This is a genomic window from Streptomyces tuirus (assembly GCF_014701095.1).
GTDB classification, from domain to species: domain Bacteria; phylum Actinomycetota; class Actinomycetes; order Streptomycetales; family Streptomycetaceae; genus Streptomyces; species Streptomyces tuirus.
Genome location: NZ_AP023439.1, coordinates 6,090,548 through 6,105,172 on the forward strand (window position 1 = coordinate 6,090,548; position 14,625 = coordinate 6,105,172).

The following is a 14,625-nucleotide window of genomic DNA, read 5'->3' on the forward strand; positions in this document are numbered from 1 at the left end:
CACGGACGGCATGGACGATGTGTGTGGGATGGTTCCACAGTTCGTAACGAGGCGTCGTCGGAGGGGAGTCCACCAGGTGGCCGAGGAGAACGGCTCGGGGCAGTACACCCCTCACTGGGTGCGCCCCGGCCATTGGGCTGAGGACGACACGCTCGACCTGCCCGCGGCGGACGCGCCCGAGGTGGCCGACTGGCCCCCGCCGGTACGGGAGGCGTTGGAGGTGGCCCGCGGGTACGGGCTGCCGCACGGGGACACGATGTGTCTGCCGGTGCCCGGCTCGGCGCCCTTCTCGCGCGTGGCAGGCCACTTCTGGACTCTCGGACTGACCGATACATGGCCCGCTCCTGAGTACGTACTCGACGAGACGGGCCGTGTGTGGGTGCTCGCGGAAGGCGTCGATCCCGCCAAGCGGTTCGTCAACTCCTCCATGATCGCCTTCCTCGACGCGCTCGCCGCCTGGGAGTACCGCTGCGAACACGTCGACGACTTCGACGACTTGGAGCCGCCGGACAACTACGAAGGCGACGACGACCCCGCCGGGGAGGCCCGGGTCGCCTTCGGGATGAAGATCAGGGACCGCCTGCGGGAGCTCGACCCGCCCGCGTTCGAGATGGACACCTGGTGGGACCGGGTCTACGAGGAGGTGGGATACGACGCGATCTGACAGGCAGTCACCATGAGCGAGATCGACATTTTCGAATTGCTTCGCAAGATGATCCTGCTCCAGTGACCCTCCGCGACCGCTCCCCAAGATCTGTGCCAGAGCCCGTTCTCGCGTCGCGAAGCTGGTGCAGGCCGATGAGGACACCGTCCGGGATGTGATCCACCGGTTCAACGAGATCGGCCTGGCCTGTCTGGACCCTCGGTGGGCGGGAGGCCGTCCCCGCCTACTCAGCCCGGACGACGAGGACTTCGTCGTGGCGACGGCCACCACCCGCCCGACCAAGCTCGGTGAGCCCTTCACTCGCTGGTCCATCCGCAAACTCGCCGATTACCTGCGGAAAGTGCACGGCCGTGTCATCCGGATCGGCCGCGAGGCGTTACGGTGCCTGCTCGCCCGCCGCGGCATCACGTTCCAGCGCACCAAGACGTGGAAGGAGTCGCCCGACCCCGAACGCGACGCCAAGCTGGACCGCATCGAGGAGGTGCTGGAGCGTTTCCCGGACCGTGTGTTCGCGTTCGATGAGTTCGGGCCGCTCGGGATCCGGCCCACCGCCGGGTCGTGCTGGGCCGAGCAGGGCCGGCCCGAGCGGCATCCCGCGACCTACCCCGCACCCACGGCGTGCGCTACTTCCATGGCTGCCATTCGGTCGGCGACGACAGGCTGTGGGGCGTCAACCGCCAGAAGAAGGGCGCCGTGAACACCCTGGCCGCGCTGAGGTCGGTCCGCGCGACCCGCCCGGACGGCGCCGGTGTCCAGGACACCGTCAGTGCCAAAGCCTCACGACCGCTCACGCCGTTCGGTCGAACCCCATCCGACACTGTGAACGTTTGCGGTCAGGGCACTAGCGGGGCGTACAGATCCACTCCGTTGCCGTCCGGGTCGTGGACGACGGCGTACCGCTGCCCCCAGAAGGCGTCCCATGGCTTGAGCTCGCCGTGGTACCCCGAGCCGACCAGTTCGCCGTAGAGCGCGTCCACCTCCTCCGGTCCGTCGCAGCGCAGGGCCAGCGAGGCCCGGCCCCCGCCCGCGGGCGGCCGCCACTCGGGCAGGAAGGAACGCACCGTCTCCTCGGTGTCGAACATCAGCCGCAGCCCGCCGGGCAGTCCGGCCTCGGAGTGCGGCTGGTCCTCGGCGCCGTCCGGGAAGGCGAACCCGAGCCGGCGGTAGAACGCGACGGAGGCGGCCATGTCGGAGACGACCAGGCCGATGGCATCGAATCGTGCAGTCATGGAGCCACCGTAGGCAGCCCCGCGACATCCGGTCTTGAACGAATCGGACACCTGAGCCGACACCGAGGCGGACACCTGAGCCGACATTGAGGCGGACACCTGATCCGACACTGAGGCGGACATCTGAGCCGACCGCGAGGCGGACACCCCGGTTCGGCCGAGCCGGGCGAAAATCTCGGTCTCCGCAGGGGCATCCCCCATGGCCCCCCATCCGGACCCGGCGGCCCTCGAACAGCCCCTGGACGACCGCGCGGCCGTCGTGTTCCTCTCTTGCCGCGCCTACCGCCGCCGGCCCCGCGACCCGGGCGGCCCCGGGCCGACCCGTCCCCGGGTGGGACACGCGCCGCCCCGCGCCTGAACCGTCCCTGGGCGGTCCGGGTCCGCGGCCAGGGCTCGCCGGGAGTGCCCTCGGCCCCCGACGCTGTGCGGGCCAGACGAGACGAGCCGCCCCAGGGGAAACCCGCAGGGGGACGGCGGTTCGGAAAGGACAACCGCATGAGCATGCGTAATCGGGCCGTGGCGATGGTGACGACGGCCGTGCTGCTGGGAGCCGGGGGGACCGGCATCGCCCTGGCGCCGGCGGCGAACGCCGCGCCCGCCTACTTCGGCATCGACGGCAAGGGTGCCGTCACCAACGACTGGGAGGACGAGGAGAACCTCGGCGTCGACGGCTACGCCAGGGGCAACGCCATCGCCCTGTGGGAGACGGTGCTGTGGGCCGACGGCGCCGAGTGGGAGGACGACGAGGGCGAGTGGCAGCCCTTCAGGAAGAGCCGGATCGACGGCTCGTTCGGGCCGGAGACCGAGTCGGCGACGCAGTGGTGGCAGAGCCGGCACAACCTCCCCGAGACCGACGGCACCGTCGACAGCGAGAGCTGGGACTTCGCCCAGACCCGGCTGCAGAGCCTGCCGGGCAACATCGTCCAGTACAAGGGCCTCGTGCGGAACGTCAACTTCAAGCGCGTGGGCGGCAAGTACCAGGTGAAGCTGAAGAACGTCGGGCCGTGGAAGTACGCCCACTACCGCACGCTCGGCTGAGCGACACCGTCGCCGGGGAGCGGAAGGCCGTCACGGTCACCCCCTCCCCGCCGGCAACACCCACAGCAACCCGGCCAGCAGCACCACGATGACCCCGAACGACACCAGGGCCGCCGCCCGCCAACGCCGGTACTCGGCACCGGCCGGCGGCTCGTCCGGCATCCGCTCCGCCGGCTCGCCCGCCACCGCCGCCCCGTGCGGCCACGTCCGGTCGGCCAGATCCCACAGCGTCAGCAGCCGCGCCTGCTCCGCCCCCGCCATCCTGCACAGCGCCTGCACCGCTCCCCGCGGCGGCTGCTTCGCCCCGCTGAGATACCGCTGCCACGACGACTTGCTGTAGGCGGTGCGCCGGGCCAGCTCGGCGAGGCTCAGACCCGTACGGTCCTTCAGGGCCCGCAGCTGCTCGACCAGGTGCCGCGCCTCCCTCGGCAGTACGTCCGGAAGCGGCCGCCAGCGTGTCATGGTCGTCCCCCCACTGCTCGCCGCCGCCCCGCCCCCGGGCACCGGCCCCTCCCCACCGCATCGTTCGACGCCGGCCCGTCCCGGCGAGTTCCCCCCGATGGCGGGCGCGCGACGCGCACAAGGGGGTGTGCGGCGGACACCCGCACGACCACGGTTCGGGCGGGAGCACCTCCCGGGTGTCATGCGAGCGGCGGCGCCGCCGTACTCGCCCGCTCCACCAGCCGCGTCGACAGCTCCGTCCGCGTGCTCTCCGGGTGATGGCCGTCCATCAGGCGCAGCAGCGACCGCAACGCCGTCGCGGCCATCTCGGACAGCGGTTGGCGCACGGTGGTCAGGGCGGGGGAGGCCCAGCGCGCCTCGGGCAGATCGTCGAAGCCCACCACACTGAAGTCGGCGGGGACACTCAACCCCCTTTCGGCCAGGGCCTCGTAGACCCCCAGCGCCATCCGGTCCGAGCAGACGAAGACGGCGGTCGGCGGCTCGGGCAGGTCGAGGAGTTCCCGCATGCGGCTGCGGGCCACGCTCTCGTCGAAGCCGGCGTGCCGGACGTAGTCGGCGCGGTGGCGGACCCCGGCCGACGCCAGCGCCGAGCGGTACCCGGCGACCCGGGCGCTGCTGCACATCGTGCGCCGGGGGCCGGCGATGACGGCGACCCGCTCGTGGCCCAGGGACAGCAGGTGCTCCGTGGCCGTCAGCCCGCCCCGCCAGTTCGCCGCCCCCACCGAGACGACGCCCTCCGGCGGCTCCTGCACCGGGTCGATCATCACGAACGGGATGCGGTGCTGCTCCAGCCACGCGTACTGCGAGTCGCTCAGTTCGGCCAGGTTGAACAGGACCCCGGAGGAGCCCCGGGCGACCAGCTTGTCCAGCCAGCCGCGTTCCGGGCGGCCGGCCCGGGAGCGGATCAGCGCCGCCGACACCACGACCTCCAGGCCCGCGTCGTGCGCCGCCTCCTCCACGCCGTGCAGTACCGCCCCCGACCAGGAGCTCTCCAGCGAGTGGACGACCAGGTCGACCAGCCGGGGTGGCTTCGCCGCGTCGAACCGGGGCCGGCGCACGTAGCCGAGCCGGTCGAGGGCCTCGGTCACGCGGCGGCGGGTCTCGGGTGCCACGTCCTCACGGCCGTTGACCACCTTCGACGCGGTCGGCACCGACACCCCCGCCTCGCGCGCCACGACCGCCAGTGTCGGACCGGCCGCCACGCTCGCACTCGCCGTACGCACCATCGGGGAACCCACCTCTCCGGCCCGCCCGTGGGCCGTGGAAAGTTTCGACCAGCGCTGCCCACGGCGGTCGCGAGATCCGGCCGGGCAGAAAGCGCTTCCTACTGTAGGTGCGGCGCAGGACGCCGGGAAGTGAAAGGGAATTCGCTCCGGTTCGGCACGCTGTGCGCGAAGTCGCCGTGTGTGTCCGGTAACTGACCGCGCCGCGTGACTGTGCACGCAACGTGACCGCGTAACCCGAACGGCTCTCTCATTCGCTCGTGCGCCGGAATACCGGAACACAATGAGTTGCTCTGATCTTCACGGTGCACGAGCGCGGTGAGGAGGCTGGTGAACGCATGACGGCAGACCAGGCGGATCCCGTGGCGGATCCCGTGGTGAGTACGCCCCATGGTGCCCTGCGGGGCCGGTACGAGCGCGGTGTCGCGGTCTTCCGCGGCATCCCGTACGCGGCCCCGCCCTTCGGCCCTCGCCGATTCCGCCCGCCCGTGCCGCTGCCGCCCTGGGACGGGGTCCGCGACGCCGGCGCCTTCGGCCCCACCCCGCCGAAACCGCCGTACTCCGACGCCTTCGCCCACTACCTGTCCGACCCGGTCGTGCCCGGCGACGACTGCCTCAACCTCAACGTCTGGACCCCGCAACCCGATCCCGGAGCCCGGCTCCCCGTCCTCGTCTGGTTCCACGGCGGCGCCCTGACCAGGGGATCTTCTGCGGTACCCGTCTACGACGGGCATGCCTTCGCCCGCGACGGCGTGGTCTGTGTATCCATCAACTACCGGTTGGGCGTGGAGGGCTACGGACTGTTCCCGGACACGCCCCCGAACCCCGGCCTGCGCGACCAGATCGCCGCCCTGACCTGGGTCCACGAGTCGATCGAGGCCTTCGGCGGCGACCCCGGCCGCATCACCCTGTTCGGCCAGTCCGCCGGGGCGATCAGCATCGGCGCCCTCATCGCCGCACCGCAGACCCAGGGGCTGGTCCGCCGGGCCGTCCTGCAGAGCGGGCCGCCCGAGGCGTCCGAGCGCGCCAAGGTACGGCGCATGGTCCGCAGGATGGCCTCCCGGCTGAGGATCCCCGCCACCGCCGAGGCCTTCGCCGCCGTCGACCGCGACCTGCTGCTGCGCACCCAGGCCGAGGTGAGCAAGCTGAGCAGCCCGGTGGTCGGCGGCCCCGCGTTCGGCCTCGTCATCGACGGCGACGTCGTCCCCCGCGACCCGCTGGAGGCTCTCACGGACGGCGGCGCGGCCCCCGGCGTCGAACTGATGCTGGGCTGGACCCGCGACGAGTACCGGCTCTGGCTGGTGCCGGGCGGGCTCCTGGAGCGTGTCGACCGGCTCGGAGCCGTCGCCCTCGCGGGCGCCATGGCCCGCTGCCACTGCGGCAGCGAGGTCCCGCGCGGCTACCGCACCCTGCACCCCGAGGCCGGCACCTCGGAGATCGTCGGACAGCTCGTCACCGACCACCTGCTCCGCATCCCCCTGCACCACCTGGCCGACGCCCGCACGGAACCGTCGTACGTCTACGAGTTCGCCTGGCCCTCGAACCTGCCCGGCCTCGGCTCCTGCCACGCGCTGGAGCTGGGCTTCGTCTTCGACACCGGGGACGTCGCCGAGTCACGGAAACTGGCGGGGGAGGGCGCGCCGCAGGAGCTGGCGGACGCCATGCACACGGCCTGGGTGCGGTTCGCCACGGACGGCGACCCGGGCTGGGAACGCTGGGACGACGCGCACCCGGTGCGGGTGTTCGGAGACCGCGCACCGGACGCCGAGGACGGGCTCGCCTACACCGCCCACGGCCCCCGGGACCGCGAACTCGCCCTCTGGAAGGCCGACGCGCTCACACCTGCGGAGCCCGCACCCACGGTGGTCCCGGCCGACGTCTCACCCACCCGCAGCGCCGAACTGCGGTCGGCGGTACGGCGACTCCGCCGCGCCGGGGCCCTGCGACGCCACTGACGAGACGTGCACCGGCGTCACCGGCGGCGATGTCCTTCAGGACGAAGGCGAGGGTGGGCGTGTCGGCCCCGGCGCTCGCCTTCGCCCGGGCGCCGGCCACGTGGTCCAGAGCGCGGACCGCCCGCATCACGCTCCGGGGTGTGCGCGTACTGCCGGGACCGTGCGCGGTGCGCCGGGTCACGCCGCTTTCAGGGCCTGCGCGATGTCGGCGATGCCCTCCGGCCCCACCCGGCAGCAACCGCCGATCAGCCGGGCTCCCGCCTGCTGCCAGCCCGTCACCTGGCCGGCGGTGAAGGTGGAGCGGCCGGCCCAGGCACGCGCCTCGGCGTCCCAGGTCTCGCCGCTGTTGGGATAGACGACGACCGGTTTGCCGGTGACCCGCGCGGCCGTCGCCGCCGCGGCCTCCACGTCCTGCGGGGCACAGCAGTTCACCCCCACCGCGATCACCTCGTCCGCCTCCGCGGCCAGGGCGAAGGCCTCCTCCAGCGGCTGCCCGGCCCGTGTGCGGCCACCGGCGACCGAGTACGTCAGCCAGGCCGGCACCCCGAGTCCGCGCACCGCCCGCAGCAGGGCCGCGGCCTCGTCGGCGTCCGGGACGGTCTCCAGCGCCAGGACGTCGGGCCGGGCCTCGGCCAGCACCTCCAGGCGCGGCCGGTGGAAACGTTCCAGCTCGTCCACGCTCAGCCCGTAGCGGCCCCGGTACTCCGAGCCGTCCGCGAGCATCGCCCCGTACGGACCGGCCGACGCCGCCACCCACAGGGGCCGCGCGACGCCCGCCCGCCGGGCCGCCTCCCGGGCCGACTCCACACTCAGCGCCATGAGTCCGGCCGCCCGGCCACGGCTGATCCCGCGCTTGGCGAACCCCTCGAACGTCGCCTGGTAGCTGGCGGTGATCGCCACATCCGCCCCCGCCCGGAAGTAGGCGAGGTGCGCCTCGGTCACCGCCTCCGGCTGCTCGGCGAGCAACCGCGCCGACCACAGCTCGTCGGTCAGGTCGTGCCCGGCCGACTCGAGCTGGTTGGACATGCCGCCGTCGAGGACGACCGTCCCGGCGGCGAGGGCCTCGGCGAGGGAGAGGGTGCTGGTCATGCCACCGACGGTAGTCGAGAACCGGCGGCGGACCCCGGCCGAGTGTGTCCAGTGGCTGCGGGGACGCAAGGACACGGCGGAGGCGGCGGCATAGCATCGGGGGATGCCCGAGGTCGCTGCAGCGCAAGCCGAAGTACGTGAGGTCCTTGGAGTCCCCGCGGCCAGGGCGGTGTTCGAGCCGCTCACCCACAATCCGTGGAACGGCGTCACGGCCGGGGTGTGGCGGGTCACCGGCGGCGACCGCTCGGCCGTCCTGAAGGTCCTGACGCGGACCAAGGAGACCGACGTCAGCTGGTCGGCGTCCAACGATCCGCGCCACTGGAACTTCTGGCGCCGCGAGGCGTACGTCTACGGCTCCGGCCTCGCCCAGGTCTGGCAGCGGCACGGCATCCGCGCACCCCGGCTCCTGGAGTGCGCCGAACGCCCCGACGGAGACGTGGCGTTGTGGCTGGAGGACGTGCCGGGCGGACCCGCCACCGTCTGGCCCCTGGCCCGTCACGTCGACCACGCACACCGCCTGGGCGTCGCCCAGGGCACGGTGGGCGCTGGGCAGGACGCCGCGTGGCTCTCGCGGCGCTTCCTGCGGGACTACACGGCGGGAAAGACCACGGGCGAGGCCCTGCTCGACACCGACGAGGCGTGGCAACACCCCCTGGTCCGACGGCACTTCCCGCCCGGCCTGCGCGAGGACATGGTCCGCCTCCACCACGACCGCGAATGGTTCCTCACGGTCATGGAGTCGCTGCCCCGCACCTTCTGCCACCTCGACCAGTGGCCGGCGAACCTCCGCTCGGACGGCCCCGGCGCGGGCGTCCTGCTCGACTGGGCGTTCACCGGCGACGGCGCACTCGGCGAGGACCTCGGCGCCTACCTCCCGGACTGCGTGTTCGACCTGTTCGTCCCCGCCGCCGACCTGCCGGGCCTGGCCAAGGCGGCCTACGACGCCTATGTGCAGGGACTGCGCGAGAGCGGCTGGCGCGGCGACGAAGCCCTCGTACGGCTCGGCGTGTGCGCCTCCGCGGTCAAGTACGACTGGCTCACGGCACTGATGCTGGCGCGGGCGGACGAGCAGCCGGTGGCCTACGGCGGCGAGGGCACCGTCTCGGCCGAACTCCGCTACCGGGAACGGGGAACGGCCCTCGCGTTCCTGGCCGAATGGGCGGCCGAGGCCCGACTGCTGGCTCCCCGGCTCGGGTTCCCGGAAGCCCCCACCGGCCGCTGAACCGCCGCACCGCCGTACGGAACGGAAGGTCATGGCACGAGTCGTCGCGTTGTCGTACTACCCGGTCAAGGGCTGCGCCGGTACGTCGGTGCGCGAGGCGCTGCTGACCCCGGCGGGACTGGCGCACGACCGCAGCTTCATGGTGGTGAGCGAGGAGGGCGTGTACCGGACGCAGCGCCGCGATCCTCTGCTGGCCGTCATCCGCCCCCTCATCACCCCCGACGGCGGCCACCTCACCCTGACCGCGCCCGAGGCCGGGCCTCTCCACCTCCGGGTGGACACCTCCGGTACCCGGCAGAAGGTGGACCTGTTCGGAACAGCTCACCAGGGCATCGACCAGGGCGACGAGGCAGCGGACTGGCTCTCGGACCTGCTCGGCGTACCGAGCCGGCTGGTACGGACCCCGCCGGAACACCACCGCGTGACCGACGGCCTGACACCCGGCACCTCCGGCTACGCCGACAGCTGCGCGCTGCACGTCCTGTCCCGCTCCACCCTCGGCCTCCTCGACACCAGGCTCACCGCCCGCGGCGCCAGCCCTCTCCCCGTCGACCGCTTCCGCCCCAACCTCGTCGTCGACGGCTGGGACGAACCCCACACGGAGGACCGCGCGCACAGCCTGCGCATCGGCACCACGGAACTGGGCTACGCCAAGCTCGCCATCCGCTGCGCGGTCACCCTGGTCGACCAGCACGCCGGCACCCGGACGGGCCCGGAGCCCCTGCGCACCCTCGCCGGCTACCGCCGCGCCGCGCAGGGCGGCGTCGCCTTCGGCACGAAGTACGCGGTGCTCCGGCCCGGCACGGTGGCGTTGGGGGACGAGGTGGAGGTCACGGTGTGGGGCGAGTCCGAGCTGTGAGGACCGCCCGTCACCGCCGCGCGCGGCCCGCATGCTGCCCATGTCTCCGCCGGTGACAGGAAATCGGCGCTCGCTGTACCCGGAACGAGCCCGGCGGATTGGTCACCGAGCCCGGCGGATTGGTCACCGAGCCCGGTGAATTCGTCGCCGGGCCGGGCGGGTTCGTCCTGTCAGACCCGTTGACCTCCACGTGCCACCCCCTTACCTTTTCGGCGTTCGTAATGACAGATGGTGTTCGAAATCCCGGACTGTCGCATGTGGCGACGACGCCGTGTGTCCCCCAGTGAGAGGCAGGCCCCACCGCATGAGCCGCGACCGCGACCACGCTCTGCCCGAACCCCCCAGCCGCAGAATGCTGTTGAGGGGCGCCGCGGCCGCCGGCGCCTTCGCCGCCGTCCCCGCCCTCCCCGGCGTCGCCGAGGCGGCGTCCCAGGGAGAAGCCGCTGCCGGACCAACCGCTGCCGGACCGACCGCCGGGCACCCGAAGCCGGCCCCCTTCGTGAACCCCCTGGTCCGCAACCGTGCCGATCCGCACATCAACCGGCACAAGGACGGTTTCTACTACTTCACCGCCACCGCCCCCGAGTACGACCGCATCATCCTGCGCCGCTCCCGCACCCTGCGCGGCCTCGGCACCGCCGACGAGTCCGTCATCTGGCGCGCCCACGCCACCGGACCCATGGGCGCCCACATCTGGGCGCCCGAGCTGCACCGCATCGGCGGCAAGTGGTACATCTACTTCGCCTCCGCCCCCGCCGAGGACGTCTGGGCGATCCGCATATGGGTGCTGGAGAACGCCCACCCCAACCCCTTCCAGGGCACCTGGGTGGAGAAGGGGCAGATCAAGACGGCGTGGGAAACCTTCTCCCTGGACGCCACGACCTTCACCCACCGGGGCAAGCGCTACCTCGCCTGGGCCCAGCACGAGCCCGGCCTGGACAACAACACCGGCCTCTTCCTCTCCGAGATGGCCGACCCCTGGACCCTGAAGGGCCCGCAGGTGCGGCTCTCCACCCCGGAGTACGACTGGGAGTGCGTCGGCTTCAAGGTCAACGAGGGCCCGTACGTCCTCCAGCGCAACGGCCGCCTCTTCATGACGTACTCGGCCAGCGCCACGGACTTCAACTACTGCGTGGGCCTGCTGACCGCCGACGCCGGCAGCCACCTCCTGGACCCCCTGAGCTGGACCAAGTCGCCGACCCCGGTCTTCACCAGCAACGACACGACCAAGCAGTACGGCCCCGGCCACAACTGCTTCACCGTCGCCGAGGACGGCCGCACCGACGTCCTCGTCTACCACGCCCGCCAGTACAAGCACATCAACGGTGACCCGCTGAACGACCCCAACCGCCACACCCGCGTCCAGAAGCTCGGCTGGAAGCGCGACGGCACCCCCGACTTCGGCGTCCCGGTCGCCGACACGCAGGCGCCAGGCGCATGACATGAGACGTGCGCACGCCGCCCGGCGTACGGCTCGCAGACGGCGTTCGTCCTGCCCGTGCAGGGCCTCTGCGGCCTGCACGGGCCTCGTCCGTGACGAACTCGTCGTCCCGCATCTGGTGCCGGAGGGCTCGGTGCGGGTGGGATGGACCCCTGGGGCGCCCCGACCGGAACCGGGGCGCTCCAGGTCTCATCCGTTCCGGCCGGCCCGAGCACGAAAGACACCCGATGCAACTGCCCCGCGCCGACCGCACGACGTCCCCGTTCACCGGTTACACCCGCGCCCACTGGGAGGCCGCGGCCGACTCCCTGCTCGCCGCGGTCGAGCCGTACGCCACCGAGGACCGCGCGCTGTACCACCTGCCCGGGGACCGAGCCAGTTGGTCGGGCCGCCTCTCCGACGGCCTGGAGGGCTACGCCCGCACCCTGCTGCTCGCCGCCTTCCGCCGCGACGAGAAGGCCCTGGAGCGCTATGCGACCGGCCTCGCCGCGGGCGTCTCGGGCGTCTGGCCCCGCATCGAGGACCGCGGCCAGCCCCTGGTGGAGGCGGCGTCCGTCGCCCTGGCCCTCCGCCTCACGCGGGACCTGCTCTGGGACCGCCTGGACGAGGGCGTACGCGGGCGGACGGCCGCCTGGCTGGCCGACGCCCTCACGGCCGAGCCCTTTCCCTGCAACTGGGAGCTGTTCCCGGTCACCGTGGGCGGCTTCCTCGCCGAAATCGGTCACGAGCCGGACGCCTCCCGGGCGGCGATCGACCGCGGTCTGGAACGCATCGAGCAGTGGTACGCCGGCGAGGGCTGGTACACCGACGGCGACGGCCGCACGTACGACTACTACAACGGCTGGGCGATGCACCTCTACCCGGTGCTGCACGCCTGGCTGGAGCAGGACGAGCGCCTGCTGGCGCTGTACGGCGACCGCCTCTCCCGGCACCTCTCGGACTACGCCCGCCTGTTCGGCGGCGACGGCGCCCCCATGCACCAGGGCCGCTCGCTGACCTACCGTTTCGCCACGACGGCCCCGCTGTGGCTGGGCGCGCTGACCGGCCGTACGCCCCTGCCGCCCGGCGAGACCCGGCGGCTGGCCTCGGGCGCGCTGAAGTACTTCCTGGACCGGGGCGCGGTGGACGACCGGGGCCTGCTCTCCCTCGGCTGGCACGGCCCCGACGAGTCCGTCCTCCAGGGCTATTCGGGCCCGGCCTCCCCGTACTGGGCGAGCAAGGGTTTCCTGGGCCTGCTCCTGCCCGCGGACCACGAGGTCTGGACGGCGCCGGAGGAGGCCGCCCCCGCCGAACGCGCCGACCGCGTCACCCCCGTCGGGCCGCCCAACTGGCTTCTGCAGTCGACCCGTTCCGACGGTGTGGTCCGCCTCCACAACCACGGCAGCGAGGACGTCCGCTACGACCCGTACTACACGCGGCTGGCGTACTCCACGGTGACGACGCCCTCGGACGCGTACGACAACAGCGTCCTGGTCGCCGGCGACCCGGGCCGCACCGGCATCGAACCGCTCGGCGTGGGCGAGGGCTGGGCGGCATCCCGGCACACCGCCGGCGGGGGAGCGCGGGTGACCAGTGTGGTGCTGGCGCGTGGAGCGGTGGAGGTGCGGGCGCATCTGGTGGAGGGGGCGGCGCCGGGAACGGCGGTCCGGGTGACCGGGTGGAGCGCATCGGAGGGCGCCCGGGCCGAACTGCTGCCCGCGGTCGGCCTCGACGACGACCTCACGGGTGTCACCACCGGGGACGCCACCCTGTTCGTCGCCCTGGCCCGGCTCACCGCCGAGGCGGACCCCGCCCCGCTGACGGAAACCGTCGCCGTAACCGCTTCCGGCGAGGGCGAGTTGACGGTTCGCTGGAGCGAGGGGCCGGACGTGCGGGTCCGGCTGGACGGGGCCGGCGTGCTCGTCGACTGAGGCCCGCGACCCAACCGCTCTCTTCGGTCCGCGCCGAAGCGAGCGGGGCCTAGCGTGGCGGCATGACCACAGACCCGCAGCGGAAGACCTCCGGCCCGGCGGCAGCCGCCACCGCCTTCGCCGGCCTGCACCACGCCGGGGAGCCCCTGCTCCTGCCCAACGCCTGGGACCATGCGTCCGCCCGGGCCCTCGCGGGGCAGGGGTTCCGCGCGGTCGGGACGACGAGCCTGGGCGTCGCCGCGGCCGCCGGTCTGCCCGACGGGGCGGCGGCGACCCGGGAGGAGACGCTGCGGCTGGCCATGGCCCTGGGGTCCGGGCCGTTCCTGCTGTCCGTCGACGCGGAGGGCGGATTCAGCGACGACCCGGACGAGGTCGCGCAGTTCGCACGGGAGCTGTACGCCGTCGGAGCCGTCGGCATCAACCTCGAGGACGGCCTCGGACCGGCCGCCCGCCACGCTGCGAAGATCGCGGCGGTCAAGCGGGCCGCTCCCGGCCTGTTCGTCAACGCCCGAACCGACACCCACTGGCTGGGCGACGGCGACGGCACCCTCGCACGCCTGGACGCCTACCGGCAGGCGGGCGCGGACGGGGTGTTCGTACCCGGCCTCACCGACCTGCGCGCCATCGAGGCCCTGGTGCGCCACCTGGACGTGCCCCTCAACGTCCTCTACTCACCCGGCGGCCCGGCCGTCCGGCATCTCGCCGACGTCGGCGTACGCCGCGTCAGCCTCGGCTCGCTGCTGTACCGGCGAGCGCTGGGCGCGGCCCTGGAGGCGGTGGCGGACCTGCGTGCGGGCCGCACACCGACGGGCCCGACACCGTCGTACGACGAGGTGGCGGGATGGGCCGCGCCAGGTCGCGGGCCCGGCCCGGTGCTGCCGTAGTTTCCGATCGTTGCCCGGGCGCGTGTTCAGCCATCGGATGTTCTCTTCTCGCTGGGCCAGTTCCGCAGCAGTACGTGCAGGGCGTCGATCGCCCTGTCCCAGGAGACCTGCACGTCACGGGGCGCGCCGAAGGCGCCGCTGGACTCCAGGGCGCAGTAGCCGTGGAAGGTGCTGCGCAGCAGGCGCACGGCGTCGGTGAGGTCGGGTTCCTCCAGGCCGTAGGCGCGGAGCATGCCGTAGGTGACGTCGGCGGTGCGGCGCACCGCGGGGGAGTCGGTGACGATCTCCGGGTCGATCCGGAGCTGTGTCGCCGCGTAACGGCCCGGGTGCTCCAGGGCGTAGGTCCGGTAGGCGGCGGCGAAGGCGGCCAGCGTGTCCCTGCCGGGCGCCCGTCCCTCGACGGCCTCCGCGATCCGGTCGATCATCTCGCCACCGGCGAGGAGGGCCATCCGGATCCGCAGGTCCCGCAGACTCCGGACGTGGGTGTACAGACTCGCGTCCTTCACCCCGAAGCGACGGGCCAGGGCGGAGAGGGTGACGCCCTCGAACCCGGCCTCGTCGGCGAGGTCGGCCGCGGCCGCGACGAGGCGCTCGGGGGTGAGACCGGCTCTGGGCATGGGGGGTTCGGGGTCACCTCTCGAAGAGGGGC

Annotated in this window: 13 protein-coding genes and 1 pseudogene; 9 read left to right on the forward strand and 5 right to left on the reverse strand. The window is 73.0% G+C overall.

What is annotated here, in order from left to right:
• The first annotated feature begins 76 nt into the window (after window positions 1-76).
• Both IGS69_RS27715 and IGS69_RS27720 read left to right on the forward strand, forming a co-directional pair.
• The gene (locus tag IGS69_RS27715; RefSeq protein ID WP_232543659.1) at window positions 77-664 is read left to right on the forward strand and encodes an SUKH-4 family immunity protein; all 588 of its coding nucleotides are present in this window, start codon (window positions 77-79) and stop codon (window positions 662-664) included.
• Between the two features lie 112 nt (window positions 665-776).
• Window positions 777-1,435, forward strand: a pseudogene (locus IGS69_RS27720) (helix-turn-helix domain-containing protein); the annotation flags it as partial.
• Window positions 1,436-1,497: 62 nt separating this feature from the next.
• Here the strand turns inward: IGS69_RS27720 and IGS69_RS27725 are convergent.
• Entirely contained in the window at window positions 1,498-1,893 is a 396-nt protein-coding gene (locus tag IGS69_RS27725) for a VOC family protein (protein WP_190904665.1), read from the reverse strand.
• A gap of 495 nt (window positions 1,894-2,388) precedes the next feature.
• On the opposite strand from IGS69_RS27725, the gene IGS69_RS27730 reads away from it, so the two are divergent.
• A complete protein-coding gene (locus IGS69_RS27730) occupies window positions 2,389-2,931 on the forward strand; it encodes a peptidoglycan-binding domain-containing protein (RefSeq protein WP_190903203.1) in 543 nt (180 codons plus the stop codon).
• A 36-nt stretch (window positions 2,932-2,967) separates the two neighbouring features.
• Here IGS69_RS27730 and IGS69_RS27735 read toward each other — a convergent pair whose 3' ends face one another.
• Both IGS69_RS27735 and IGS69_RS27740 read right to left on the reverse strand, forming a co-directional pair.
• A complete protein-coding gene (locus IGS69_RS27735) occupies window positions 2,968-3,393 on the reverse strand; it encodes a helix-turn-helix domain-containing protein (RefSeq protein WP_190903204.1) in 426 nt (141 codons plus the stop codon).
• Window positions 3,394-3,572: 179 nt separating this feature from the next.
• Window positions 3,573-4,619 (reverse strand): LacI family DNA-binding transcriptional regulator, encoded by a 1,047-nt coding sequence (locus IGS69_RS27740; protein WP_190903205.1) that lies wholly within the window; start codon window positions 4,617-4,619, stop codon window positions 3,573-3,575.
• A 335-nt stretch (window positions 4,620-4,954) separates the two neighbouring features.
• Here IGS69_RS27740 and IGS69_RS27745 point away from each other — a divergent pair, with 335 nt between their 5' ends.
• Window positions 4,955-6,571 carry a carboxylesterase/lipase family protein gene (locus IGS69_RS27745; RefSeq protein WP_190903206.1) on the forward strand — a complete coding sequence of 539 codons (1,617 nt, stop codon included), beginning with the start codon at window positions 4,955-4,957 and terminating at the stop codon, window positions 6,569-6,571.
• Between the two features lie 177 nt (window positions 6,572-6,748).
• Here IGS69_RS27745 and mmuM read toward each other — a convergent pair whose 3' ends face one another.
• The gene (mmuM, locus tag IGS69_RS27750) at window positions 6,749-7,660 is read right to left on the reverse strand and encodes a homocysteine S-methyltransferase (protein WP_190903207.1); all 912 of its coding nucleotides are present in this window, start codon (window positions 7,658-7,660) and stop codon (window positions 6,749-6,751) included.
• Between the two features lie 103 nt (window positions 7,661-7,763).
• Here mmuM and IGS69_RS27755 point away from each other — a divergent pair, with 103 nt between their 5' ends.
• The 5 genes from IGS69_RS27755 to IGS69_RS27775 all read left to right on the forward strand — a co-directional run bounded on the left by IGS69_RS27755 (window position 7,764) and on the right by IGS69_RS27775 (window position 13,976).
• A complete protein-coding gene (locus IGS69_RS27755) occupies window positions 7,764-8,882 on the forward strand; it encodes an aminoglycoside phosphotransferase (RefSeq protein WP_190903208.1) in 1,119 nt (372 codons plus the stop codon).
• A gap of 31 nt (window positions 8,883-8,913) precedes the next feature.
• Window positions 8,914-9,741: an MOSC domain-containing protein gene (locus tag IGS69_RS27760; RefSeq protein ID WP_190903209.1), complete on the forward strand. Its 828-nt coding sequence runs from the start codon at window positions 8,914-8,916 to the stop codon at window positions 9,739-9,741.
• A 304-nt stretch (window positions 9,742-10,045) separates the two neighbouring features.
• On the forward strand, window positions 10,046-11,182 hold the full coding sequence (locus tag IGS69_RS27765; protein ID WP_190903210.1) for a glycoside hydrolase family 43 protein: 1,137 nt from the start codon (window positions 10,046-10,048) through the stop codon (window positions 11,180-11,182).
• 227 nt (window positions 11,183-11,409) lie between these two features.
• Complete coding sequence (locus IGS69_RS27770; protein WP_190903211.1) at window positions 11,410-13,092, forward strand: DUF2264 domain-containing protein; 1,683 nt, start codon at window positions 11,410-11,412, stop codon at window positions 13,090-13,092.
• 62 nt (window positions 13,093-13,154) lie between these two features.
• Window positions 13,155-13,976, forward strand: coding sequence for an isocitrate lyase/PEP mutase family protein (locus IGS69_RS27775; protein WP_190903212.1), 822 nt, complete (start codon window positions 13,155-13,157; stop codon window positions 13,974-13,976).
• Between the two features lie 26 nt (window positions 13,977-14,002).
• Here the strand turns inward: IGS69_RS27775 and IGS69_RS27780 are convergent, their stop codons facing one another.
• Window positions 14,003-14,593 carry a TetR/AcrR family transcriptional regulator gene (locus IGS69_RS27780; RefSeq protein WP_190903213.1) on the reverse strand — a complete coding sequence of 197 codons (591 nt, stop codon included), beginning with the start codon at window positions 14,591-14,593 and terminating at the stop codon, window positions 14,003-14,005.
• Window positions 14,594-14,625: the final 32 nt, after the last annotated feature.

What these genes read in the sequence shown, in the direction of transcription:
- IGS69_RS27755 (WP_190903208.1), top strand. Translation starts at nt 7,764, where the DNA reads ATGCCCGAGGTCGCTGCAGCGCAAGCCGAAGTACGTGAGGTCCTTGGA.
- IGS69_RS27780 (WP_190903213.1), bottom strand. Translation starts at nt 14,593, where the DNA reads ATGCCCAGAGCCGGTCTCACCCCCGAGCGCCTCGTCGCGGCCGCGGCC.
- IGS69_RS27775 (WP_190903212.1), top strand. Translation starts at nt 13,155, where the DNA reads ATGACCACAGACCCGCAGCGGAAGACCTCCGGCCCGGCGGCAGCCGCC.
- IGS69_RS27730 (WP_190903203.1), top strand. Translation starts at nt 2,389, where the DNA reads ATGAGCATGCGTAATCGGGCCGTGGCGATGGTGACGACGGCCGTGCTG.
- IGS69_RS27760 (WP_190903209.1), top strand. Translation starts at nt 8,914, where the DNA reads ATGGCACGAGTCGTCGCGTTGTCGTACTACCCGGTCAAGGGCTGCGCC.
- IGS69_RS27740 (WP_190903205.1), bottom strand. Translation starts at nt 4,619, where the DNA reads ATGGTGCGTACGGCGAGTGCGAGCGTGGCGGCCGGTCCGACACTGGCG.
- IGS69_RS27735 (WP_190903204.1), bottom strand. Translation starts at nt 3,393, where the DNA reads ATGACACGCTGGCGGCCGCTTCCGGACGTACTGCCGAGGGAGGCGCGG.
- IGS69_RS27765 (WP_190903210.1), top strand. Translation starts at nt 10,046, where the DNA reads ATGAGCCGCGACCGCGACCACGCTCTGCCCGAACCCCCCAGCCGCAGA.
- IGS69_RS27725 (WP_190904665.1), bottom strand. Translation starts at nt 1,893, where the DNA reads ATGACTGCACGATTCGATGCCATCGGCCTGGTCGTCTCCGACATGGCC.
- IGS69_RS27745 (WP_190903206.1), top strand. Translation starts at nt 4,955, where the DNA reads ATGACGGCAGACCAGGCGGATCCCGTGGCGGATCCCGTGGTGAGTACG.
- IGS69_RS27770 (WP_190903211.1), top strand. Translation starts at nt 11,410, where the DNA reads ATGCAACTGCCCCGCGCCGACCGCACGACGTCCCCGTTCACCGGTTAC.
- mmuM (WP_190903207.1), bottom strand. Translation starts at nt 7,660, where the DNA reads ATGACCAGCACCCTCTCCCTCGCCGAGGCCCTCGCCGCCGGGACGGTC.